The organism is Paraburkholderia sp. GAS206C (genome assembly GCF_050435645.1).
GTDB classification, from domain to species: domain Bacteria; phylum Pseudomonadota; class Gammaproteobacteria; order Burkholderiales; family Burkholderiaceae; genus Paraburkholderia; species Paraburkholderia phenazinium_B.
Map to the genome: position 1 here is coordinate 396,345 of NZ_JBNDKR010000009.1, position 17,316 is coordinate 413,660.

The following is a 17,316-nucleotide window of genomic DNA, read 5'->3' on the forward strand; positions in this document are numbered from 1 at the left end:
AGCGGCGAGCCCTTGCGTTTCACGAGAAGCGAGGTGGCGCATCCTGCAGGCGCCACCCATCGGCCTCACTGCCGCTGATAAATCTCGGCGCCCTTTTTCATGAACTCGATCGACTTTACTTCCATGCCTTTCTTCAAGGCTTCGTCGTCGGTCACACCTTGCTGCGCGGCGAACTCGCGCACGTCCTGAGTGATCTTCATCGAACAGAAGTGCGGGCCGCACATCGAGCAAAAGTGCGCGACCTTGGCCGAGTCCTTCGGCAGCGTTTCGTCGTGGAATTCGCGCGCCTTGTCCGGATCAAGACCGAGGTTGAACTGGTCTTCCCAACGGAATTCGAAGCGCGCTTTCGACAGCGCGTTGTCACGCACCTGCGCGCCCGGGTGACCCTTCGCCAGATCCGCCGCATGGGCCGCAAGCTTGTACGTGATGATGCCGGTCTTGACGTCGTCCTTGTTCGGCAGACCCAGGTGTTCCTTCGGCGTGACGTAGCAGAGCATCGCCGTGCCGAACCAGCCGATCATCGCAGCACCGATGCCTGACGTGATGTGGTCGTAGCCAGGGGCGATGTCGGTGGTCAACGGTCCCAGCGTATAGAACGGCGCTTCGTCACACCATTCCAGTTGCAGGTCCATGTTCTCCTTGATCAGCTGCATCGGCACGTGGCCCGGGCCTTCGATCATCGTCTGCACGTCGTGCTTCCACGCGATCTGGGTGAGCTCGCCGAGCGTCTTCAGTTCGCCGAGTTGCGCTTCGTCGTTGGCGTCGTAGATCGAGCCGGGACGCAGGCCGTCGCCGAGCGAGAAGGCCACGTCATAGGCCTTCATGATTTCGCAGATGTCTTCGAAGTGTTCGTACAGGAAGCTTTCCTTGTGATGCGCGAGACACCACTTCGCCATGATCGAGCCGCCACGCGAGACGATACCCGTCATGCGCTTGGCCGTCAGCGGCACGTATTGAAGACGCACGCCGGCGTGGATCGTGAAGTAATCGACGCCTTGCTCCGCCTGCTCGATGAGCGTGTCGCGGAAGATTTCCCACGTCAGGTCTTCGGCCTTGCCGTTGACCTTTTCCAGCGCCTGGTAGATCGGCACCGTGCCGATCGGCACCGGCGAATTGCGGATGATCCACTCGCGCGTTTCGTGGATGTGCTTGCCGGTGGAGAGATCCATCACCGTGTCGCCGCCCCAGCGGATCGCCCACGTCATCTTGTCGACTTCTTCGCCGATCGACGAGGTCACCGCCGAGTTGCCGATGTTCGCGTTGACCTTCACGAGGAAGTTACGGCCGATGATCATCGGCTCGCTTTCGGGGTGATTGATGTTGTTCGGGATGATCGCGCGGCCGCGGGCCACTTCGTCGCGCACGAATTCCGGCGTGATTTCGGTGAGACCGTTCGGACCGAAGGCACTCGCGCCGAATGCCTGGCCCGGATGCTGACGGCCCATCATCGCCGCGAGCTTTTCGCCGTTCGGACCGCTCGTCTTGAGCGACTCAAGATACGCCGCGCGCTGCTGGTTTTCGCGGATCGCGATGTACTCCATTTCCGGCGTGATGATGCCTTTGCGCGCGTAGTGCATCTGCGAAACGTTGGCGCCGGCTTTGGCGCGGCGCGGCGTGCGATGCAGGCCCTGGAAGCGCAGATCGGCGGTGGCCGTATCGGCGGCGCGTTCGCGGCTGAAGTCGCTCGACAGACCGCTCAGCGCTTCGGTGTCGCCGCGTTCTTCGATCCAGCGTTGACGCAAAGCCGGCAGACCCGCGCGGATATCGATCGTGGCATCCGGATCGGAGTAGGGGCCCGACGTGTCGTAGACGAAGACCGGGGGATTCTTCTCGCCGCCGAAGCTGTCCGGTGTATCCGACTGGCTGATTTCGCGCATCGGCACGCGGATATCGTCGCGTGAGCCAGTGACGTAGATCTTGCGGGAATTCGGCAGCGGGGCGACAGCGGCCGCATCGACGTGAGCGTCGGCGGAAAGGAACTTCGGATTGGCGTTCATGCATTTCTCCATGCAAAGCTCTATGTGGGGCCGCTAAGCAGGAGACGAGATGGAAGTTGTCGGAATTCGCCAGAGGATGAGGCGGTGCTGCGCTACGAATTCCGTACGCTTCCCTGCGCTGGCATTATCCAGATCAGGTTCAAAGGGTATTTCTCACCCACGCAACACGGACCTCCAACCTCCGTGCGACGCAGGACCCCCGCGTTAGCAGCGCACACGATACACCGCCGGCGCAGTGCTTGGCAACCGGTCTCGAAATTGACGTGGCCCGAACGGTGACCGGCTTACAGCCTGTCGTGCTTATCTCTATTGGGCCGCGCGGGGTGATGCGCCGCAGCATGAAAGGTGGCGTTGCCCGATCTTTATCGTCAGCCACGCCATGTCCTCCAGTCCCGCAATAAAATTTCAGAGGCGCTGTCATAACGGGCGACGCTCGCCGACTAACGTGCAGATTTCCAGATGGAGCCTGCCATGAATCCCCTTATGCGTTCCCACGCGTATCCGCTTATGCCTGTACGCGTGCGTTCACTCACGCGCCGCTTTGCCGACTCGCCGATGGTGCGTGCCATCGCGCTGTTTGCCGCGCTAGCCACGAGCGGTGCCGCTCAGGCCGCCGATGCGATGTGCAAGGCGCACAGCCCGGCCCACCGTGTCGCGCTGGTCGAGTTGTACAGCAGCGAGGGTTGCAATAGCTGCCCGCCGGCGGATCACTGGCTGGGTCAGTGGAAGGACAGCGGTGCCGCTCGAGGCGTCGTGCCGCTTGCCTTGCATGTCGACTACTGGAACAGCCTTGGCTGGAACGACCGCTTCTCCCAGCATCGTTTCACTGAACGGCAGCAGACGCTGACCGATCTCGCCGGCGGCCACACGATTTACACGCCTGAAATCTTCGTGTCGGGGCGTGAGTTGCGTAGCTGGTCCCGGCCCGAGAGCTTCGATGAGCGTGTTCACGAGGTGACCGCCGAGCCGGCGCAGGCAGACGTTGCGCTTGAACTCGCGCCGCCTGCTCAGGGCACGAACGGTTTCGGCGTCGACGCGCGCTTCACGTCCAAAGCCACGGTCCACGATCCATTGAACGCGTACGTCGCCGTCTATGAAAACGCACTGACGTCGCAAGTGCGCGCCGGCGAAAACAGTGGCGCGACGCTGCATCACGAACGCGTCGTGCGGCAATGGATCGGTCCGGTGCCGCTTGCGGGCGGCAGCGCGCAGATTCGCCGTGAGATCGCGCTCGATGCCACCGATGCCGCCGACCGCCAGGCGCAGCCGGACAGGTTCGGCGTCGTGGCCTTCGTCGAAAACGCATCCACCGGCGAGGTGTTGCAGGTGACGGAACTGGCCGCCTGTCAGTGAGGCCGCCGGCGATCGATTGAGGTCGACGCCTTCGCCATGAGTAACCCTCGATCTGAACCTCGCACCTGATTTTCGGAGACTTGAAACCTCGCATGCTCTAGCCGTCGCGGCGTCTGTTCGGCAGGCAGTCGCTCGCACGGACGCCCAGCCGCTTTCCGGATACAGAATTTACGATTCTTTCATGGACGCCCAACCGCGTTCCTGCATAATGCTGCGGTGCGTGCCGCGGTTGTCCGCCGTTGCCGTCCCCAAGTACTTCTGCCCGTTCTACCACCATGTCTTTGAGCCTTGCCTGCCAGGCCGCATCCACGATGCGGCGCCCGCCATCTGGACCCAGCGTCCCCAGCGGGGGCACAACGCCTCGAACGACATGGGTGGATTGAACGCATGTCGCTGCAACTTCCTGGCCGTTTTCCTCTCCGTTTTGCCTTTCGCCTGCCTCAGTCTCATGCTGGCCGGATCGCGCTCGCGCTGAGCGTCGTCTACCTCGTGTGGGGCTCCACGTATCTGGCCGTGCACGTGGCGCTCGGATCATTCCCGCCGCTCCTTCTGTCCGGCCTGCGCAACCTGTTTGCGGGCATCGGCCTGTTCGTCTTCGCCGCGCGTCGCGACCCGGTCTGGCCAAACGCTGCTGAGATTCGCAACGCCGGGCTGGTCGGCACGATGCTGGTGGGTCTCTCGAGCGGGATGCTGGCGTTCGGCATGCGCACGGTCGGCACCGGCACTGCCGCGGTCATGGTCGCTACCGTGCCGCTGTTCGCTACCGTCATCGCCGCTGTGGCGGGACGCAAGATCGGGCGGGGCGAATGGTTTGCCGTGGGCCTCGGACTCGTGGGGATTGCGATCCTGAGCCAGGGCGGTGGAGCGTCGGGTTCGGCCGGCGGGAGTCTCGCAATTCTGTGTGGCGCGCTCTTCTGGGCAGGCGGCGCGCATCTGGCTGGACGGCTGAAACTGCCGTCGGACCTGTTTATGTCTACCGCGTTGCAGATCGGATTGGGTGGCGCGATGTCGACGATCGTCGCGTGGCTGTCCGGCGAGCGCATGGCCGAACTGCACATCCTGCCGCTGCTGGCGTTCTTCTACCTGATGCTGGTCGGCACCATGGCCGCGTATGTCGCGTACGGCTATCTGATCCGGCATACCAGTCCGATCATCGCCAGCAGTTGCATGTACGTGAATCCGGTGGTGGCGGTCGCGCTTGGCGCGCTGCTGCTCGGCGAACCGGTGACCGGCGCAACGGTGATTGCGACGGTGGTGATCCTGGCGAGTGTCGGTCTGTCGTTCTGGTTCGATTACCGGCGCCGCGGTCTGGCGTGAGAGGCAGAGGCGCGCAACGCGCCCCCGCGTTGCCTGACTATAAACGCGCCGCCAGCTCCGCCCCTTCGCGGATCGCCCGCTTGGCATCGAGTTCGCTCGCCAGCGCCGCGCCGCCGATCACGTGATACCGCGGGCCGTCCGCAGGCGGCGTGGCCGGCTGCAGATCGCGCAAGGATTCCTGCCCCGCGCAGATCACGATCGTCTCCACTTCGAGCCACTGCTCGGCGCCTTCGCGTGCGATCTTCAACCCACGTTCGCTGATCTCCAGATACGACACGCCGTCGAGCATCCGCACACCGTTGCGCATTAGCGTGGCCCGGTGCACCCAGCCCGAGGTCTTGCCGAGCCCCGCACCGAGCTTGCCGGCTTTGCGCTGCAACAGCCAGATGTCGCGTACCGGTTGCGCAGGCAGCGGCGCTTTCAGACCGCCGCGCTCACGCACGGCCAGATCGACGCCCCATTCTTCGAGCCACGCGTCGCGCGGCTGCGGCAGCGGCTCGCCGGGATGATGCAGCAGGAACTCGCTGACGTCGAAGCCAATCCCACCCGCGCCGATTACCGCGACGCTGCGGCCTACTGGTGCGCCGCGCAGCACCTCGACGTAGGTCAAGACGTTCGGCCCGTCGATGCCGGGAATCGCCGGGCGGCGCGGAGCAATGCCTGTGGCGAGGATCACGTCCTGGTAGCCGCCCGCGGCGAGCAGCGCGGCATCGACGCGAGTGGCGAGCCGCACGTCGACGCTATACCGCTGCAACTGGCTCTGAAAATAGCGGATCGTCTCGCTGAACTCTTCCTTGCCCGGCACACGCATCGCGAGATTGAACTGTCCGCCGATGGTTGTGCTCGCATCGAACAGCGTCACACGGTGGCCACGCGAGGCGGCCACCGTCGCTGCCGATAGCCCGGCCGGCCCGGCACCCACCACGGCAATCGTCCGCGGCGTCTCCTGACTGGCGATCGGCCGGTACACCAGTTCAGTTTCGCGTCCCGCGCGCGGATTGACGAGACAGGTGGCGCGCCGGTTCTGGAATGTGTGATCGAGGCAGGCCTGGTTGCACGCGATGCAGGTGTTGATCTCGTGCGTGCGCCCCTCGGCGGTCTTTATGACGAAGTCCGGGTCGGCGAGTAGCGGCCGCGCGAGCGACACCAGATCGCCCGCGCCCTGAGCGAGCAGATCTTCGGCGACGTCCGGTGTATTGATGCGGTTCGAGACGATCACCGGTACCTTGACTGCTGCCTTCAGGCGCGCGCTGAGCGGCGCAAAGGCCGCTCGCGGCACCGAGGTGACGATGGTCGGCACACGCGCCTCGTGCCAGCCGATACCGGTATTGAACATCGTGACGCCGGCCGCTTCCAGAGCCTGCGCGACCTGCACGGTCTCCTCCCACGTATTGCCGCCTTCGACGAGATCGATCAGCGACAACCGGTACACCACGATAAAGCGCTCGCCGCACGCGGCCCTGACTGCTTCGACGATCTCGCGCGCAAGCCGCATGCGGTTCTCGAGACTGCCGCCGTAACGGTCGGTACGCTGGTTGGTGCGCGGGCAGAGGAACTGGTTGAGCAGATATCCCTCGCTGCCCATGATCTCGACGCCGTCGTAACCGGCGCGCTGGGCGAGCCGCGCGCAGCGCGCGTAGTCGCGCACGGTCTTCGCCACGCCGGCCAGCGTCAGTGCGCGCGGCTTGAACTTCGAAATCGGCGACTTCAGCGCCGAAGCGGACACCACGAACGGTTGATACCCATAGCGTCCCGCATGCAGGATCTGGAGCGCGATCTTGCCGCCTTCGGCATGCACGGCCTCGGTCACGAGGCGGTGATTGCGCAGGTCGAACACCGAGTTTAGCGTGCCGCCGAACGGCAGCAGCCAGCCTTGCCGGTTCGGCGAGATGCCACCCGTGATGATCAGACCGGCGCCGCCTCTGGCGCGCTCGCGGAAATACGCGGCGAGTTTCGGGTAGTTCCAGAAGCGGTCTTCCATGCCCGTATGCATCGAACCCATGACGACCCGGTTGCGCAGAGTCGTGAAGCCGAGGTCGAGTTCGGCGAGCAAGAATCGGTAAGGCATGCAACGGACCTTGTAAAAGTGGGGTGCGCCCGAACAATACACCGCCGATCGGCCGAACCTTCCGAGGAAAAATTCTAATCCTGCGAACTCGTTGGCCACCAGGCCTGTACCGACGGTATCTGATCCAGTCTGGTGCATGCGGCACATCGATTGCTGAATGCGAGCGTCCATATCACGCGCGTCACACTGAACCGATGCGCAACAGGGATAAGAGAGAGCGTCGCTGAGACAGCTCATCGGGGCCGTTCGCCTGAAAACGAACGCGCCATCCGGCGGGTACGGCGTTCGTACAACTAATGGGTCGAGACCCGACATCGATATAGGTGCACATATGAAGCTAATCCGAACCATGGCGGCCATGATTGGCGTTGCGGCCGTCCTGACAGCTTGCGGTGGCAGCGGCAGCGACGCCGCGAAAACGTTGGGGATCACCGATCCGGAAATCCACTTCGAAAATGCCGTGCCCGGCAGTTCGCCCTATGACTTCCTCGTCAACGGCTCGGCGCCAGGTGGACAAACCAATGTCGCCTACCTGGGTGTGACGAACTTCACCAACATCGGCACGGGCGCGACCACGGTCGCATATGCCGCTACGGGCACCAAGACGGCGCTTGCCAGCGGCAGTTTCCCGGACGTGGCCAACGGACATGAATACACCGTGATCGCCTTGCCGGGCCTCACGAGCCCCGGTATCGGCCTGATCGATGATCCGTTCGACAAGGGCCTGCTGTCGAACGACGCGCGCGTGCGGGCGTTCAATGCCTCGGCGAACGCGACCAATCTCGACCTCTATATCGTGCCGGCAGGGACCAACATCAACACTGTCAGTCCGACGATGGCGGGTGTTTCGTTCAGCAATGCCGTACCGGCTAGCGGTCAGGACTCGCTGTATCTGTCGGGTGGCACCTATATCGCGATCGCCACGGTAGCAGGCAGCAAGACGGCGATTTTCCAGTCGGCGTCGTTTAGTCTTGCTAACAACGCGGACTGGCTGGTCACCACGGTGCCGATCGCCGGCACGTTGAGCCAGTTGCTGCCGGGCCAGATTCACTTGCTGGTTGCACAGGGCGGTAACACCGGCACGCCGGCGATTGAATTGGCCAACACGCTGACGGGCCAATAAGCGGTCAAGCGGTCCTCAACAGGCGCTCAAAAGCGAGTCCATTAGCGATTAACAGGCAACTATAAGACCGACGTAGTTCGGCATGGCAGGGAGGAGCAGGGCGGCGATCCACCAATGGTGGGTCGCCGCGTTGCTATTTGTTGGCCAACATCGTGTGCGGCGCGATTGGCATGCGATGGCGTGTCCTTGCCACCCCGCGGCACGTAAAAAAGCCCGACGCGCAAACGCATCGGGCTCAACTTGCAGATCACATCGAAAGCGATCTTGCAGACGCCGCTACGGCGCCAGCAAGCCGCGTTACTTGGCTTCTTCCGCGCTGTTCGTGATGGCGTGGCCGCCGCTGGAGATATCCTGGCCGGCGCCAGCCACGGTGTTGCAGCCGGCGAGGGCCGCAGTGCCGGTAATCAGAAGCAAAGCGATGGCGATGAGTCGAGTCATGAGTTTTCCCCTTCTGAAGAATGCATCGATTGACGCGCCTGATGAGCGGCGCGCGCTCCCTGTCGACCAACCGGGCATCGCGCCAGCCGATCTGGTCTGATTGCATCTTAAAAAATGGGGCGTCGCGGCGATGTCGGTCACGCCGCGATTTTGTTGTAGGCGCGATCCGTTGTTTGCGTCGGCGCTGTCCTACAGGCGCCTGTGCATCCGCGCAGTACCACCTGCGCGGCTACATCGAAGCAGACGGAGCGTCGAGCGCCGACGCGGTCGTGCTGACGCAAGGCATCACCACGTGAATATCGGTGCCGTTCGGCACGCCGCGGCGGATATCGAAGCGGCCGCCGTGCGCCGCCACGCGCTGGCGCATGCCGAGCAGGCCATGCGTGTGAGTGCGCTTCAGGTCGGCGGGCGTGATGCCCACACCGTTATCGGCGATGGACAGCGCGACCTGGCCGTCCGCGATCTCGAGCCCAATCGATACTCGCGAGGCGCGCGCGTACTTCGCCGCATTCGTGAGGGACTCCTGCGCGACGCGGAACAGCGCGATTTCGGTCTGCTCGTCGAGCTGGATGTCGTCTTGGGGCAGATTCAGTTCCAGCACCCAGTTGTTGCGCTGCGCCGACTCGTCGGCAAGCGTGCGCAACGCGGTCACCAGGCCGAAATTGGTCAGCACGGTCGGGCGCATGTCTTCGATGATGCGGCGTTTGAGCGCGATGCCCTGATCGAGGTTGGCGAGTGCACGCGTGAGTTTTTCGGAGATCGCTGGTTCGCTGTCCTTCAGTTTGCGGTTGGCCCAGGCCACGTCCATCTTGCTCGCAGTGAGAATGGCGCCCAGCTCGTCGTGCAGTTCGCGCGCAAGCTGGGTCTTTTCGTTTTCGCTGACGGCCTGCAAGTGCCACCCCAGCGCTTCGAGCTGGCGAGTGCGCTCGGTGACCAGCTGGTCGAGCTCTTCCTGCTGCGTGATCAGTTGCCGCTGCACGCGCGCCTGGCGATCGATCTGGATGCCGAGATTGCGAAACAGCAGGATGAACAGCACGATATTCAATGCCGATAACCCGGCCGCCACCAGCGTCGACACGCGCTGATCGGCCCGGCTCGCATCGAGCGCATGCTGCGCGCGGCTCGCTTCGTTATCGCGCAGCAGCGACAGGGTGTTGTCGACGAGGCCCGCGTCGGCCGGCGCCGCGCCACTGGCGGTACCGCAGGCCGAGAGCGCGAGCGGTTGCGGCTCGGCTTGCTGCAACGCAGCGGCGCCCGCGCCGATGCGCGCGTCGATTAACGATGCGATCTGTGTGAAGCTCGCCAGCTCCGCGCTGCCCGCCTCGCGGCGGTGATAGTAGACGCTCAGTTGCTGCGCGATCTGGCGCACCCGGCCCGCGGTCGAGCAATAGGCCTGTACGTTGGCCGTCTGCTTCGTCAGAAGAAAGCTGCTTTGATAGGCGCTCAGTTGCGCCAGCTGGCTTTGGAGCGTGCTCAGTTGCACGGTGACGTCGCGTGCTTCGAGGGCGCTCTCGTACTCGGCCGCGATGCGTTCGCGGGCCGTCTCGAGAATCACGAGGCCGCCCACCGTGATGACGATCGCCACCGTCATCGCAATCGCCCAGCTCCGGTTGCGCATCCACGCGTTGAGCCGCGTCGCCGTGAGCGGCGTTTGCGCCGGATTGCGCATTGGGGTTTGCACCGAGCTATCCAGCGGGTTTTGCACGTTCTTCACACCTCGGTTCCTTGATGACCTTCTTAGTGTAGCGGGCGCCGCGCACGCGGGGCGGCTTCATGCACATGCACGGCTCATGCCGCGTCATCGTAAAGCACCTGTAATGCAATGTCGGCGGATTCTCACACGAAAAACGGCGTGAGCCGGAATGCGGTACGCCAAAGCGGTCATTACGATGGTTCTACTAGTCCAATCCTTGTTATGGGAGAAATCCATCATGCTGAAATGGGCCTTGATCTTCGCTGTGATCGCCATCATTGCCGGTCTGTTCGGCTTTACCGGCATTGCAGCAGGCGCCGCCGCAATTGCGAAGTTCCTGTTCGTAGTGTTCCTGATTCTCTGCGTGGTGTTCCTCGTACTTGGTTTTGTGGTCACCAAAAAAATAGTTGATTAGCGGCGGGGGCATCTAGCCGGGCACACGGATGTCGCACAGCCCGGCGCCTCATCGACCAACAACACTTAACTCAGGAAGGGAGAACCACCATGCTTCACTACGCAGTCGTATTTTTTATCATCGCGATCATTGCCGCGGTCTTCGGGTTTACCGGCATCGCGGCAGGCGCCGCCGAAATCGCCAAGATCCTGTTCTACATTTTCCTGGTCGTATTCGTCGTGACACTGCTGCTTGGCGTGTTCCGAACGTAGACGTTACCGAGCTCCGGCCACTGGCACATCAGGCGCGGTTCGTGCGTGATGTGCAGTTCCCCCCAATACCGGTTAAAGGAGAAGCTCAATGTCGAAGTCATCCAGCGCACCCACCCAGAGCCATGGTCCGTTCGTGATGGATCTGCAGAAAATTCGCGAGGACGCTCGCAAGCACATGTCCGATGGTGCCGTCACGCAAAGTTACGGCGCCGACCGCGAGGTGGTGCTCAAGCTGTTGAACGATTCGCTCGCGACGGAAATCGTCTGCGTGCTGCGCTATAAGCGCCATCATTTCATGGCCAAGGGCATCAATTCGGAGGCGGTCGCCGCTGAATTTGCCCAGCACGCCGCCGAGGAACAGGGACACGCCGACCGTTTCGCGGAACGTATCGTGCAGCTTGGCGGCGAGCCGGACTTCGCTCCGGACAGCCTGAAGAGCCGCTCGCATTCGGAGTATCAGGAGGGCAAGAACCTGACCGAGATGATTCGCGAGAACCTGATCGCCGAGCGCATCGCGATCGATACGTATCGCGAGATCGTTCGTTACCTTGGCGATAGCGACGTGACCACCCGGCGCATCTTCGAGGAAGTGCTGGCGGTCGAAGAGGAGCACGCCGACGACATGGCGGACCTGCTCGAAGGCCGCGAGTGAGAGTAGCAAGCGCGTGCAAATGAGCGTAGCAGCGCGCTCGACCGGGCAGGGCAGGGACGTTTCGCCTCACGTCGAGGCGAGACGTCATTACAATGTCCGCTTGGGATCGATCTTCGCTGCATAGACGGGAAGCCAATGATTCGAGTGTTGATAGCCGACGATCACGCCATCGTCCGGGGCGGTTTCAGACAGTTCGTCGCCGACGAGCCGGATATGTGCGTGGCCGCGGAAGCCGCGACCGGTGACGAAACTATCACCCTCGTGCGCGAGCAGGCCTTCGACGTGGTGCTGCTCGATATCGCCATGCCGGACAAAAACGGTATCGACACCTTGCGGGTCATCAAACAGGTGCGCCCGAAGCAGGGCGTGCTGATCCTCTCCGGCTATCCGGAGAGCCAGTACGCTATCAATCTGCTGCGGGCCGGCGCGAATGGGTATCTGAACAAGGACTGCGAGCCCGACGAAATCGTGCGGGCAATTCGCGCGGTGGCACGCGGGCATCGCTATCTGTCGGAGGCGGTGGCCGATACACTGGCGGACAATCTCGACAAGCCGGCCGCCGGCCGTCCACACGAAGGGCTGTCCGAGCGCGAATTCCAGATCTTCTGCAAGCTTGCCGCCGGGCAGATTCCGACTGACATCGCAGAAGAACTGCATTTATCGGTGAAGACCGTGAGCACCTACCGGGCGCGGGTACTGGAGAAAATGCGCCTGACCAACAATGCGGATCTGACCTACTACGCGATCAAGAACGGCTTGATCGAGTAGTCAATGAGTAGCGTCACGCAAGGAGCCATGCGCGGACATCGCGCGGAGCAAGGCAATGAGCAGCGATTCGATCTCTCCTGACAGCGCCGGCCAGCCGCCCTTGCGGGTGCTGCTGATCGAGGATTCGGCATTGATCCGCCGCAGCATCGTCGAGGCTATCGACGCGTCGGGGATGCTGCATGTCGCGGCCTTCGCCGATACCTCGGACGAGGCCATCGCGCTGTTGACCGGCGAATCCTTCGACGCGGTCATCATCGACCTGCAACTGAAGCACGGTTCGGGTGTGCCGGTGCTGGCGTATCTGCAGCGCGAGGGTTTGATCGATCGTACCTTTGCGGCGGTTCTGACCAATCACGCGTTGCCGGCCTACCGCGAGCGCTGCCTGCAATACGGCGTGCGCCATTTCTTCGACAAGTCGTTCGAGTTCGACCGGGTGATCGATGCGCTGCACGACTATGCGCAGACCCGCAGGGATGGCTGACGGTAGTGTGCGTCAAGCTCGTTCGAGCCCGTATCAGGCGTCCGCAACCGGGCGCTGCGGCTGGCGCAGATGATTCCACGTCGCGAGTCCCGCGAACACCACTCCAGCGATGCTCACGCCCACCCATCCGAACACCGGCCAGACCGCGGCACCGACCGCCGAGCCCGCCGCGCCGCCGATGAAGTACGCCACCATGTAGACCGTATTCACGCGGCTGCGGGCGTCGGGTGAGAGCGCGTAAATGCGCGACTGGTTGGAGATCTGCGCAGCCTGCACGCCCACATCGAGAATGATCACGCCGACCACCAGCCCGGCGATGCTCGTGCTGGACAAGCCGAACACGACGAACGATACGGCGACGAGTCCGATCGACAGCGTGATGATAGTGCGCGGTCCGCGTCGGTCGGCGAACTTGCCCGCCAGCGGCGCGGCCATGGCCCCCGCTGCGCCGACAATCCCGAACAGGCCAGCAGCCTGCGGCCCGAGATGGAACGGCGCGCCTGCCAGCAGCAGCGCCAGCACCGACCAGAAAATGCTGAACGCCGCGAACATGAATGCGCCGGTAAGCGAAGCCTCGCGCAGACCCGGGTGTTCGACGATCAGATGCCACATCGACACCATCAGTTTGCCGTAGGGCAGCGCTGAAGTCGGTTGACTCTTCGGCAGACGCAGCAGGATCACCACGGCCAGCACCAGCAGCGCCACCACGGAAACGCCGAAGACTGCGCGCCAGCCGAAATATTCGGCCACGAGGCCGGCAGCGGTCCGCGCCAGCAGGATCCCCAGCAGCAGCCCGCTCATCACCGTGCCGACCGCCTGACCACGCCCGGAGGGCGGCGCGAGTTCGGCGGCGAACGGCACGGCCTGCTGCGCGATGGTGGAGAGCACGCCGATCGCGAGGCTGGCGCCGATCAATACCGCGAGAGTCGGCGCCGTGGTGGCGACCACCAGCGCGACACACAGGCCGGCGATCTGCAGCAGGATCAGCAGACGCCGGTCGAAGCGGTCGCCGAGCGGCGCAAGCAGCAGCATGCCGGCCGCGTAGCCGAGCTGGGTGGCGGCCGGCACCACGCCGACCCACGACGCGCTACGCGGAAACGACTCGCGCAAGCTATCGAGCAGCGGCTGGTTGTAATAGATATTCGCGACGGAGACGCCGGCGATAACGGCAAGCAGAAGCAGCAGGCCACGCAGCGAGCGTTCAGTGGCGGCGGGTGAGGCGGAATCGGTCGTGGACATGAGCGGGGGCCTTCGACGGAGCGTCAGGATAGACGTTCCTCAAGCCCGCCGATCATACCGGAGCGAGGCGGATCGTGCTGATCCCATGAAAATGAGATGCCCGTTCGCTTTCGATCCGTACAATCCCCCGGCCCCGCGATGGGGCAATCGGCAATCTTCGACGCAACAGACCATGAAAACGCAGCGATTTGCAGGACTTGAACCGAAGGGCTTCGGCGGCTGGCTGCTGCTGGCGATGCTCGGACTCGTGGCCATGACGGCCGCCACGATCGTGGAGTTGCACGATCCGTTCAAGATGATGCTCGAGTGGGAATTGCTCGCGGTGTTTGTGCGGCCGGAAACGCACGGCTGGTATCGCGCCGTGATCGCAATGGTCGGCATGGACGTGGCGACCGGCGTGTTCATCGTGGCCGGTATGGGCTGGCTGCTTTTGCTTGCGTGGCGGCGCTCGGTGCGCTTTCCCGTGCATCTGCAGGCATGGCTTCTTGCCATCGTCGTGATGCGCACCATCGCGTATCTGGTAGGTGACCACATGACACACGCGATTGCGATCGACGTCGCGATTCCGTTCGACGGCTTCGGAATCGCCGTTGTAGCAGCGGCGCTCGGGATTCCGTACGTCAGGCGAAGCCGGCGGGTACGCAACACCTTTATCGCGCGCTGACCTCCGGGGTTGAGGCGCATCCGCGAAGCTAATATTTTCCAGACGGCCCTCTCGTACAATAGCGTCCACCGTTCTACGTGGACCGTTGATGAAGCCCGTGCCGTTGAAGTTGCCACATGCCATCCCGAAGCATCCTGACGCCGCGGTAGCACGTCGTCGTGCGTGGTTCCCCCGGTTGTTTCAGGCGTGGCGAGCCGTACCGCGCAGCACGCCGGCGATACTGGCCGCGTTGGCGGCAACGGCTCTGGTCACGCTGCCCGTTCACGCCGCTCCGTCGATCGCCCAGTTCGGCGAGCCGCGCTACCCGGCTAATTTCAGCCACTTCGACTACGCCAACCCCGATGCGCCCGCTGACGGCACGCTGAAGTTCGGCAACTACAACGAGCTGCAGAGCTACGATTCGCTCAATCCGTTCCTGTTGCGCGGGGCGCCCGCTCCGGACATTCGCGAGCTGATGTTCGATACGCTGATGCAGCGCAGCTGGGACGAAGTGGCATCGGAATATCCGCTGATCGCGGACGACGTCGAAGTGCAACCGGATTTTACTTCGGCGACTTTCCATATCAATCCCGCGGCGCGCTTTTCCAATGGTGATCGCATCACCGCAGCCGACGTCAAATATTCATTCGATATACTAACAAGTCCACAAGCTTCGCCGCTGTTCAATTCCCAGTTTGCGGTGATCAAAAGCGCGACCGTGCTCGACCCGTCGACGATCCGCTTCGATTTCACCCGTCCTGAACGGGATGCGCCGTTGATCGCAGGTGACTTGCCGGTGTTTTCGCCGAAGTGGGGCATGCGGCCCGATGGCACACACGTGACTTTCGAACAGACCGCCAACGTGCCGCCGATCGCGAGCGGCCCCTATCTGATCGAGCGCCGTATCAACGACAAGACGATCGTCTACCGGCGCAATCCCGCTTATTGGGCCGCGAATCTGCCGTCGCGGCGCGGCATGTTCCGTTTCGAACGCGTGACGTTCCAGCTCTTTCTGGACAACTTCGGTCCGCTCGAAGCCTTCAAGGCCGGCAGCATCGACGTCAACGTCGAAGGCAGCGCCACCATCTGGGTGCGCCGCTATGTGGGAGAGAAGTTTCGCACTGGCGAACTGAAGCAAGGCACGTTTCCCAACGGACCTGCGTATATGCAAGGCATCCTGATCAATGTGCGGCGGCCGATGTTTCAGGACGTGAGAGTGCGTCGGGCGCTGACACTCGCGTTTGATTACGAGTGGATGAACCGGATGATGTTCTACGACCAGTACCGGCGCTCGACCAGTTACTTTGACCCGGATTCGTTCGGCGCCACGGGCATGCCCGGTCCGAAGGAGCTGGCGCTGCTCGAGCCGTATCGCGCCAGTTTGCCGCCGGCCGTGTTCGGGCCGATGCTGAAGCAGCCGTCGACGCTGCCGCCCAGCTCGCTGCGGGCCAATCTGCGTGAGGCGCGCGATCTGCTTGGCGAGGCCGGCTGGCACTACCGCGACGGCGCGTTGCGCGACGCCAATGGCACCGCCATGACGATCGAGGTACTCGACGACGAACCCGGCATGGACCGTCTACTGCTGCCCTACATGCAGGCGTTGAATACGCTGGGCATCCAGACTCAATGGCGCGAGGTGGATAGCGCGCTGTACCAGCAGCGGCTCGACAGCTTCGACTTCGATATGACCACTGGCGGCTATCTGCCAGTCAGCGTTCCTGGCGTCGAATTGCTGCGTCGCTTCAGCAGTGCGGCGGCCGCGGAGGAAGGATCGGAAAACACCGTGGGCGTGCGCTCCAAGGTCGTCGACGCGCTGATTCAGAGCGCGTTGTCCGCGCAGACGCTCGACGATCTGCAGGCGGCCACCCGCGCGCTCGACCGCGTTTTGATCAATTCATATTACGTGGTGCCGGAATTCTATGCGCCGAACGCGCGCATCGCCTACAAGAGGACGTTCGGCTGGCCGGCGACCTTGCCGAAGTCCTATCGCGACGTGGATTGGGTGATCGACTACTGGTATGTCAAACCGCATGGCGCCTAGTCGATCAACGCACCTTCGGGCTCGTAGAACGGATACGGCCCCTCTGAGCGATCCACATACGCGTGGTGCGTCACCAGTCCCGTGGCCGCGTCGTAGTGGTGCAGGGCAAAGGCGGCTGGCTCCAGCATGAACGCGGACGGCGCCTCCTCACGCAGATCCAGCGCCACCTGGTGCGCAGGCGCCGGCACCGCTGAGGCGATCGTGCCGCCGAAGCGCACGAACATCGGGCGATGCACATGCCCACAGATCACCCGTTCGACATTCGGATAGCGCGCAATCAGCGTCGCCAGCTTCTGCGCCGCCTGCGGCTCGAGCCGGATTTCATCCATATGACCAATGCCGCAATCGAACGGCGGATGATGCAAGGCGACGATCACCGGTTTGCCTTGCGCGGCCTCCAGTTGACCGGCGAGCCATTCGAGACGCGCCTCGCACAGATCGCCGCCGCTTTCGCCGGGCACGATGGAATCGAGCGCCAGCAGGCGCAGCGGGCCGATATCAACTGCGTACTGCACGAAGTCGCCGCCCGCGCGTAACTCGGGACGATCGTTGAAGGCGTCGCGCAGGGCTGCACGGTCGTCGTGATTGCCGACCAGCAGGTAGTACGGAATCTCGAGCGGCGCGAGCAGTTTCTTCAGATGTTCGTATTGCTCCGGGTCACCCTGGTCGACGAGATCGCCAGTCATGACGACGACATCGGGACGCGGCTCGAGTGCATTGAGCGCCGCAACGCAACGGGCGAGCGCGGCGCCGGTATCGACGCGGCGGTAAGCGAGCGCGCCGGGCCGTTTGATATGCAGGTCGCTGATCTGGGCTAGCAACATGGGAATGTCCTCG

Annotated in this window: 16 protein-coding genes and 1 riboswitch; of the genes, 10 read left to right on the forward strand and 6 right to left on the reverse strand. The window is 63.3% G+C overall.

Annotated features, from left to right (window positions below; all coding sequences use genetic code 11):
• Nucleotides 1-65: 65 nt before the first annotated feature.
• The gene (thiC, locus tag P3T20_RS26435) at nt 66-1,997 is read right to left on the reverse strand and encodes a phosphomethylpyrimidine synthase ThiC (protein WP_074264069.1); all 1,932 of its coding nucleotides are present in this window, start codon (nt 1,995-1,997) and stop codon (nt 66-68) included.
• A gap of 92 nt (nt 1,998-2,089) precedes the next feature.
• A riboswitch (TPP riboswitch) is annotated at nt 2,090-2,208 on the reverse strand.
• A 296-nt stretch (nt 2,209-2,504) separates the two neighbouring features.
• Here thiC and P3T20_RS26440 point away from each other — a divergent pair.
• Nucleotides 2,505-3,350 carry a DUF1223 domain-containing protein gene (locus P3T20_RS26440; RefSeq protein WP_429288327.1) on the forward strand — a complete coding sequence of 282 codons (846 nt, stop codon included), beginning with the start codon at nt 2,505-2,507 and terminating at the stop codon, nt 3,348-3,350.
• Nucleotides 3,351-3,737: 387 nt separating this feature from the next.
• Entirely contained in the window at nt 3,738-4,667 is a 930-nt protein-coding gene (locus P3T20_RS26445) for an EamA family transporter (protein ID WP_429288279.1), read from the forward strand.
• A gap of 37 nt (nt 4,668-4,704) precedes the next feature.
• On the opposite strand, the gene P3T20_RS26450 is transcribed toward P3T20_RS26445, so the two are convergent.
• Entirely contained in the window at nt 4,705-6,735 is a 2,031-nt protein-coding gene (locus tag P3T20_RS26450) for an FAD-dependent oxidoreductase (protein ID WP_429288280.1), read from the reverse strand.
• A gap of 331 nt (nt 6,736-7,066) precedes the next feature.
• Here P3T20_RS26450 and P3T20_RS26455 point away from each other — a divergent pair, with 331 nt between their 5' ends.
• Nucleotides 7,067-7,858, forward strand: coding sequence for a DUF4397 domain-containing protein (locus tag P3T20_RS26455; RefSeq protein ID WP_074264071.1), 792 nt, complete (start codon nt 7,067-7,069; stop codon nt 7,856-7,858).
• A 297-nt stretch (nt 7,859-8,155) separates the two neighbouring features.
• On the opposite strand, the gene P3T20_RS26460 is transcribed toward P3T20_RS26455, so the two are convergent.
• Together P3T20_RS26460 and P3T20_RS26465 are read right to left on the reverse strand one after the other, a co-directional pair.
• Entirely contained in the window at nt 8,156-8,296 is a 141-nt protein-coding gene (locus P3T20_RS26460; RefSeq protein WP_074264072.1) for an entericidin A/B family lipoprotein, read from the reverse strand.
• Nucleotides 8,297-8,525: 229 nt separating this feature from the next.
• On the reverse strand, nt 8,526-9,965 hold the full coding sequence (locus P3T20_RS26465) for a sensor histidine kinase (RefSeq protein ID WP_429288328.1): 1,440 nt from the start codon (nt 9,963-9,965) through the stop codon (nt 8,526-8,528).
• Between the two features lie 262 nt (nt 9,966-10,227).
• Between P3T20_RS26465 and P3T20_RS26470 the strand changes: the two genes are divergently transcribed.
• The 5 genes from P3T20_RS26470 to P3T20_RS26490 all read left to right on the forward strand — a co-directional run bounded on the left by P3T20_RS26470 (nt 10,228) and on the right by P3T20_RS26490 (nt 12,556).
• Nucleotides 10,228-10,404, forward strand: coding sequence for a DUF1328 domain-containing protein (locus P3T20_RS26470; RefSeq protein ID WP_074266002.1), 177 nt, complete (start codon nt 10,228-10,230; stop codon nt 10,402-10,404).
• 89 nt (nt 10,405-10,493) lie between these two features.
• A complete protein-coding gene (locus tag P3T20_RS26475) occupies nt 10,494-10,655 on the forward strand; it encodes a DUF1328 domain-containing protein (protein ID WP_074264073.1) in 162 nt (53 codons plus the stop codon).
• 88 nt (nt 10,656-10,743) lie between these two features.
• Nucleotides 10,744-11,307 carry a ferritin-like domain-containing protein gene (locus P3T20_RS26480; protein ID WP_074264074.1) on the forward strand — a complete coding sequence of 188 codons (564 nt, stop codon included), beginning with the start codon at nt 10,744-10,746 and terminating at the stop codon, nt 11,305-11,307.
• Nucleotides 11,308-11,442: 135 nt separating this feature from the next.
• Nucleotides 11,443-12,075, forward strand: coding sequence for a response regulator (locus tag P3T20_RS26485; protein WP_074264075.1), 633 nt, complete (start codon nt 11,443-11,445; stop codon nt 12,073-12,075).
• 55 nt (nt 12,076-12,130) lie between these two features.
• Nucleotides 12,131-12,556, forward strand: coding sequence for a response regulator (locus P3T20_RS26490; protein WP_074264076.1), 426 nt, complete (start codon nt 12,131-12,133; stop codon nt 12,554-12,556).
• 33 nt (nt 12,557-12,589) lie between these two features.
• On the opposite strand, the gene P3T20_RS26495 is transcribed toward P3T20_RS26490, so the two are convergent.
• Nucleotides 12,590-13,795 carry an MFS transporter gene (locus P3T20_RS26495; RefSeq protein ID WP_429288281.1) on the reverse strand — a complete coding sequence of 402 codons (1,206 nt, stop codon included), beginning with the start codon at nt 13,793-13,795 and terminating at the stop codon, nt 12,590-12,592.
• 172 nt (nt 13,796-13,967) lie between these two features.
• Here P3T20_RS26495 and P3T20_RS26500 point away from each other — a divergent pair, with 172 nt between their 5' ends.
• Nucleotides 13,968-14,459 (forward strand): DUF2569 domain-containing protein, encoded by a 492-nt coding sequence (locus tag P3T20_RS26500; protein ID WP_429288282.1) that lies wholly within the window; start codon nt 13,968-13,970, stop codon nt 14,457-14,459.
• Between the two features lie 88 nt (nt 14,460-14,547).
• Nucleotides 14,548-16,479 (forward strand): extracellular solute-binding protein, encoded by a 1,932-nt coding sequence (locus P3T20_RS26505; RefSeq protein WP_429288283.1) that lies wholly within the window; start codon nt 14,548-14,550, stop codon nt 16,477-16,479.
• Here the strand turns inward: P3T20_RS26505 and P3T20_RS26510 are convergent.
• Nucleotides 16,476-17,303, reverse strand: coding sequence for a phosphodiesterase (locus tag P3T20_RS26510; protein WP_429288284.1), 828 nt, complete (start codon nt 17,301-17,303; stop codon nt 16,476-16,478). The two genes, P3T20_RS26505 and P3T20_RS26510, sit on opposite strands and share 4 nt — an antisense overlap.
• Between the last annotated feature and the right edge of the window lie 13 nt (nt 17,304-17,316).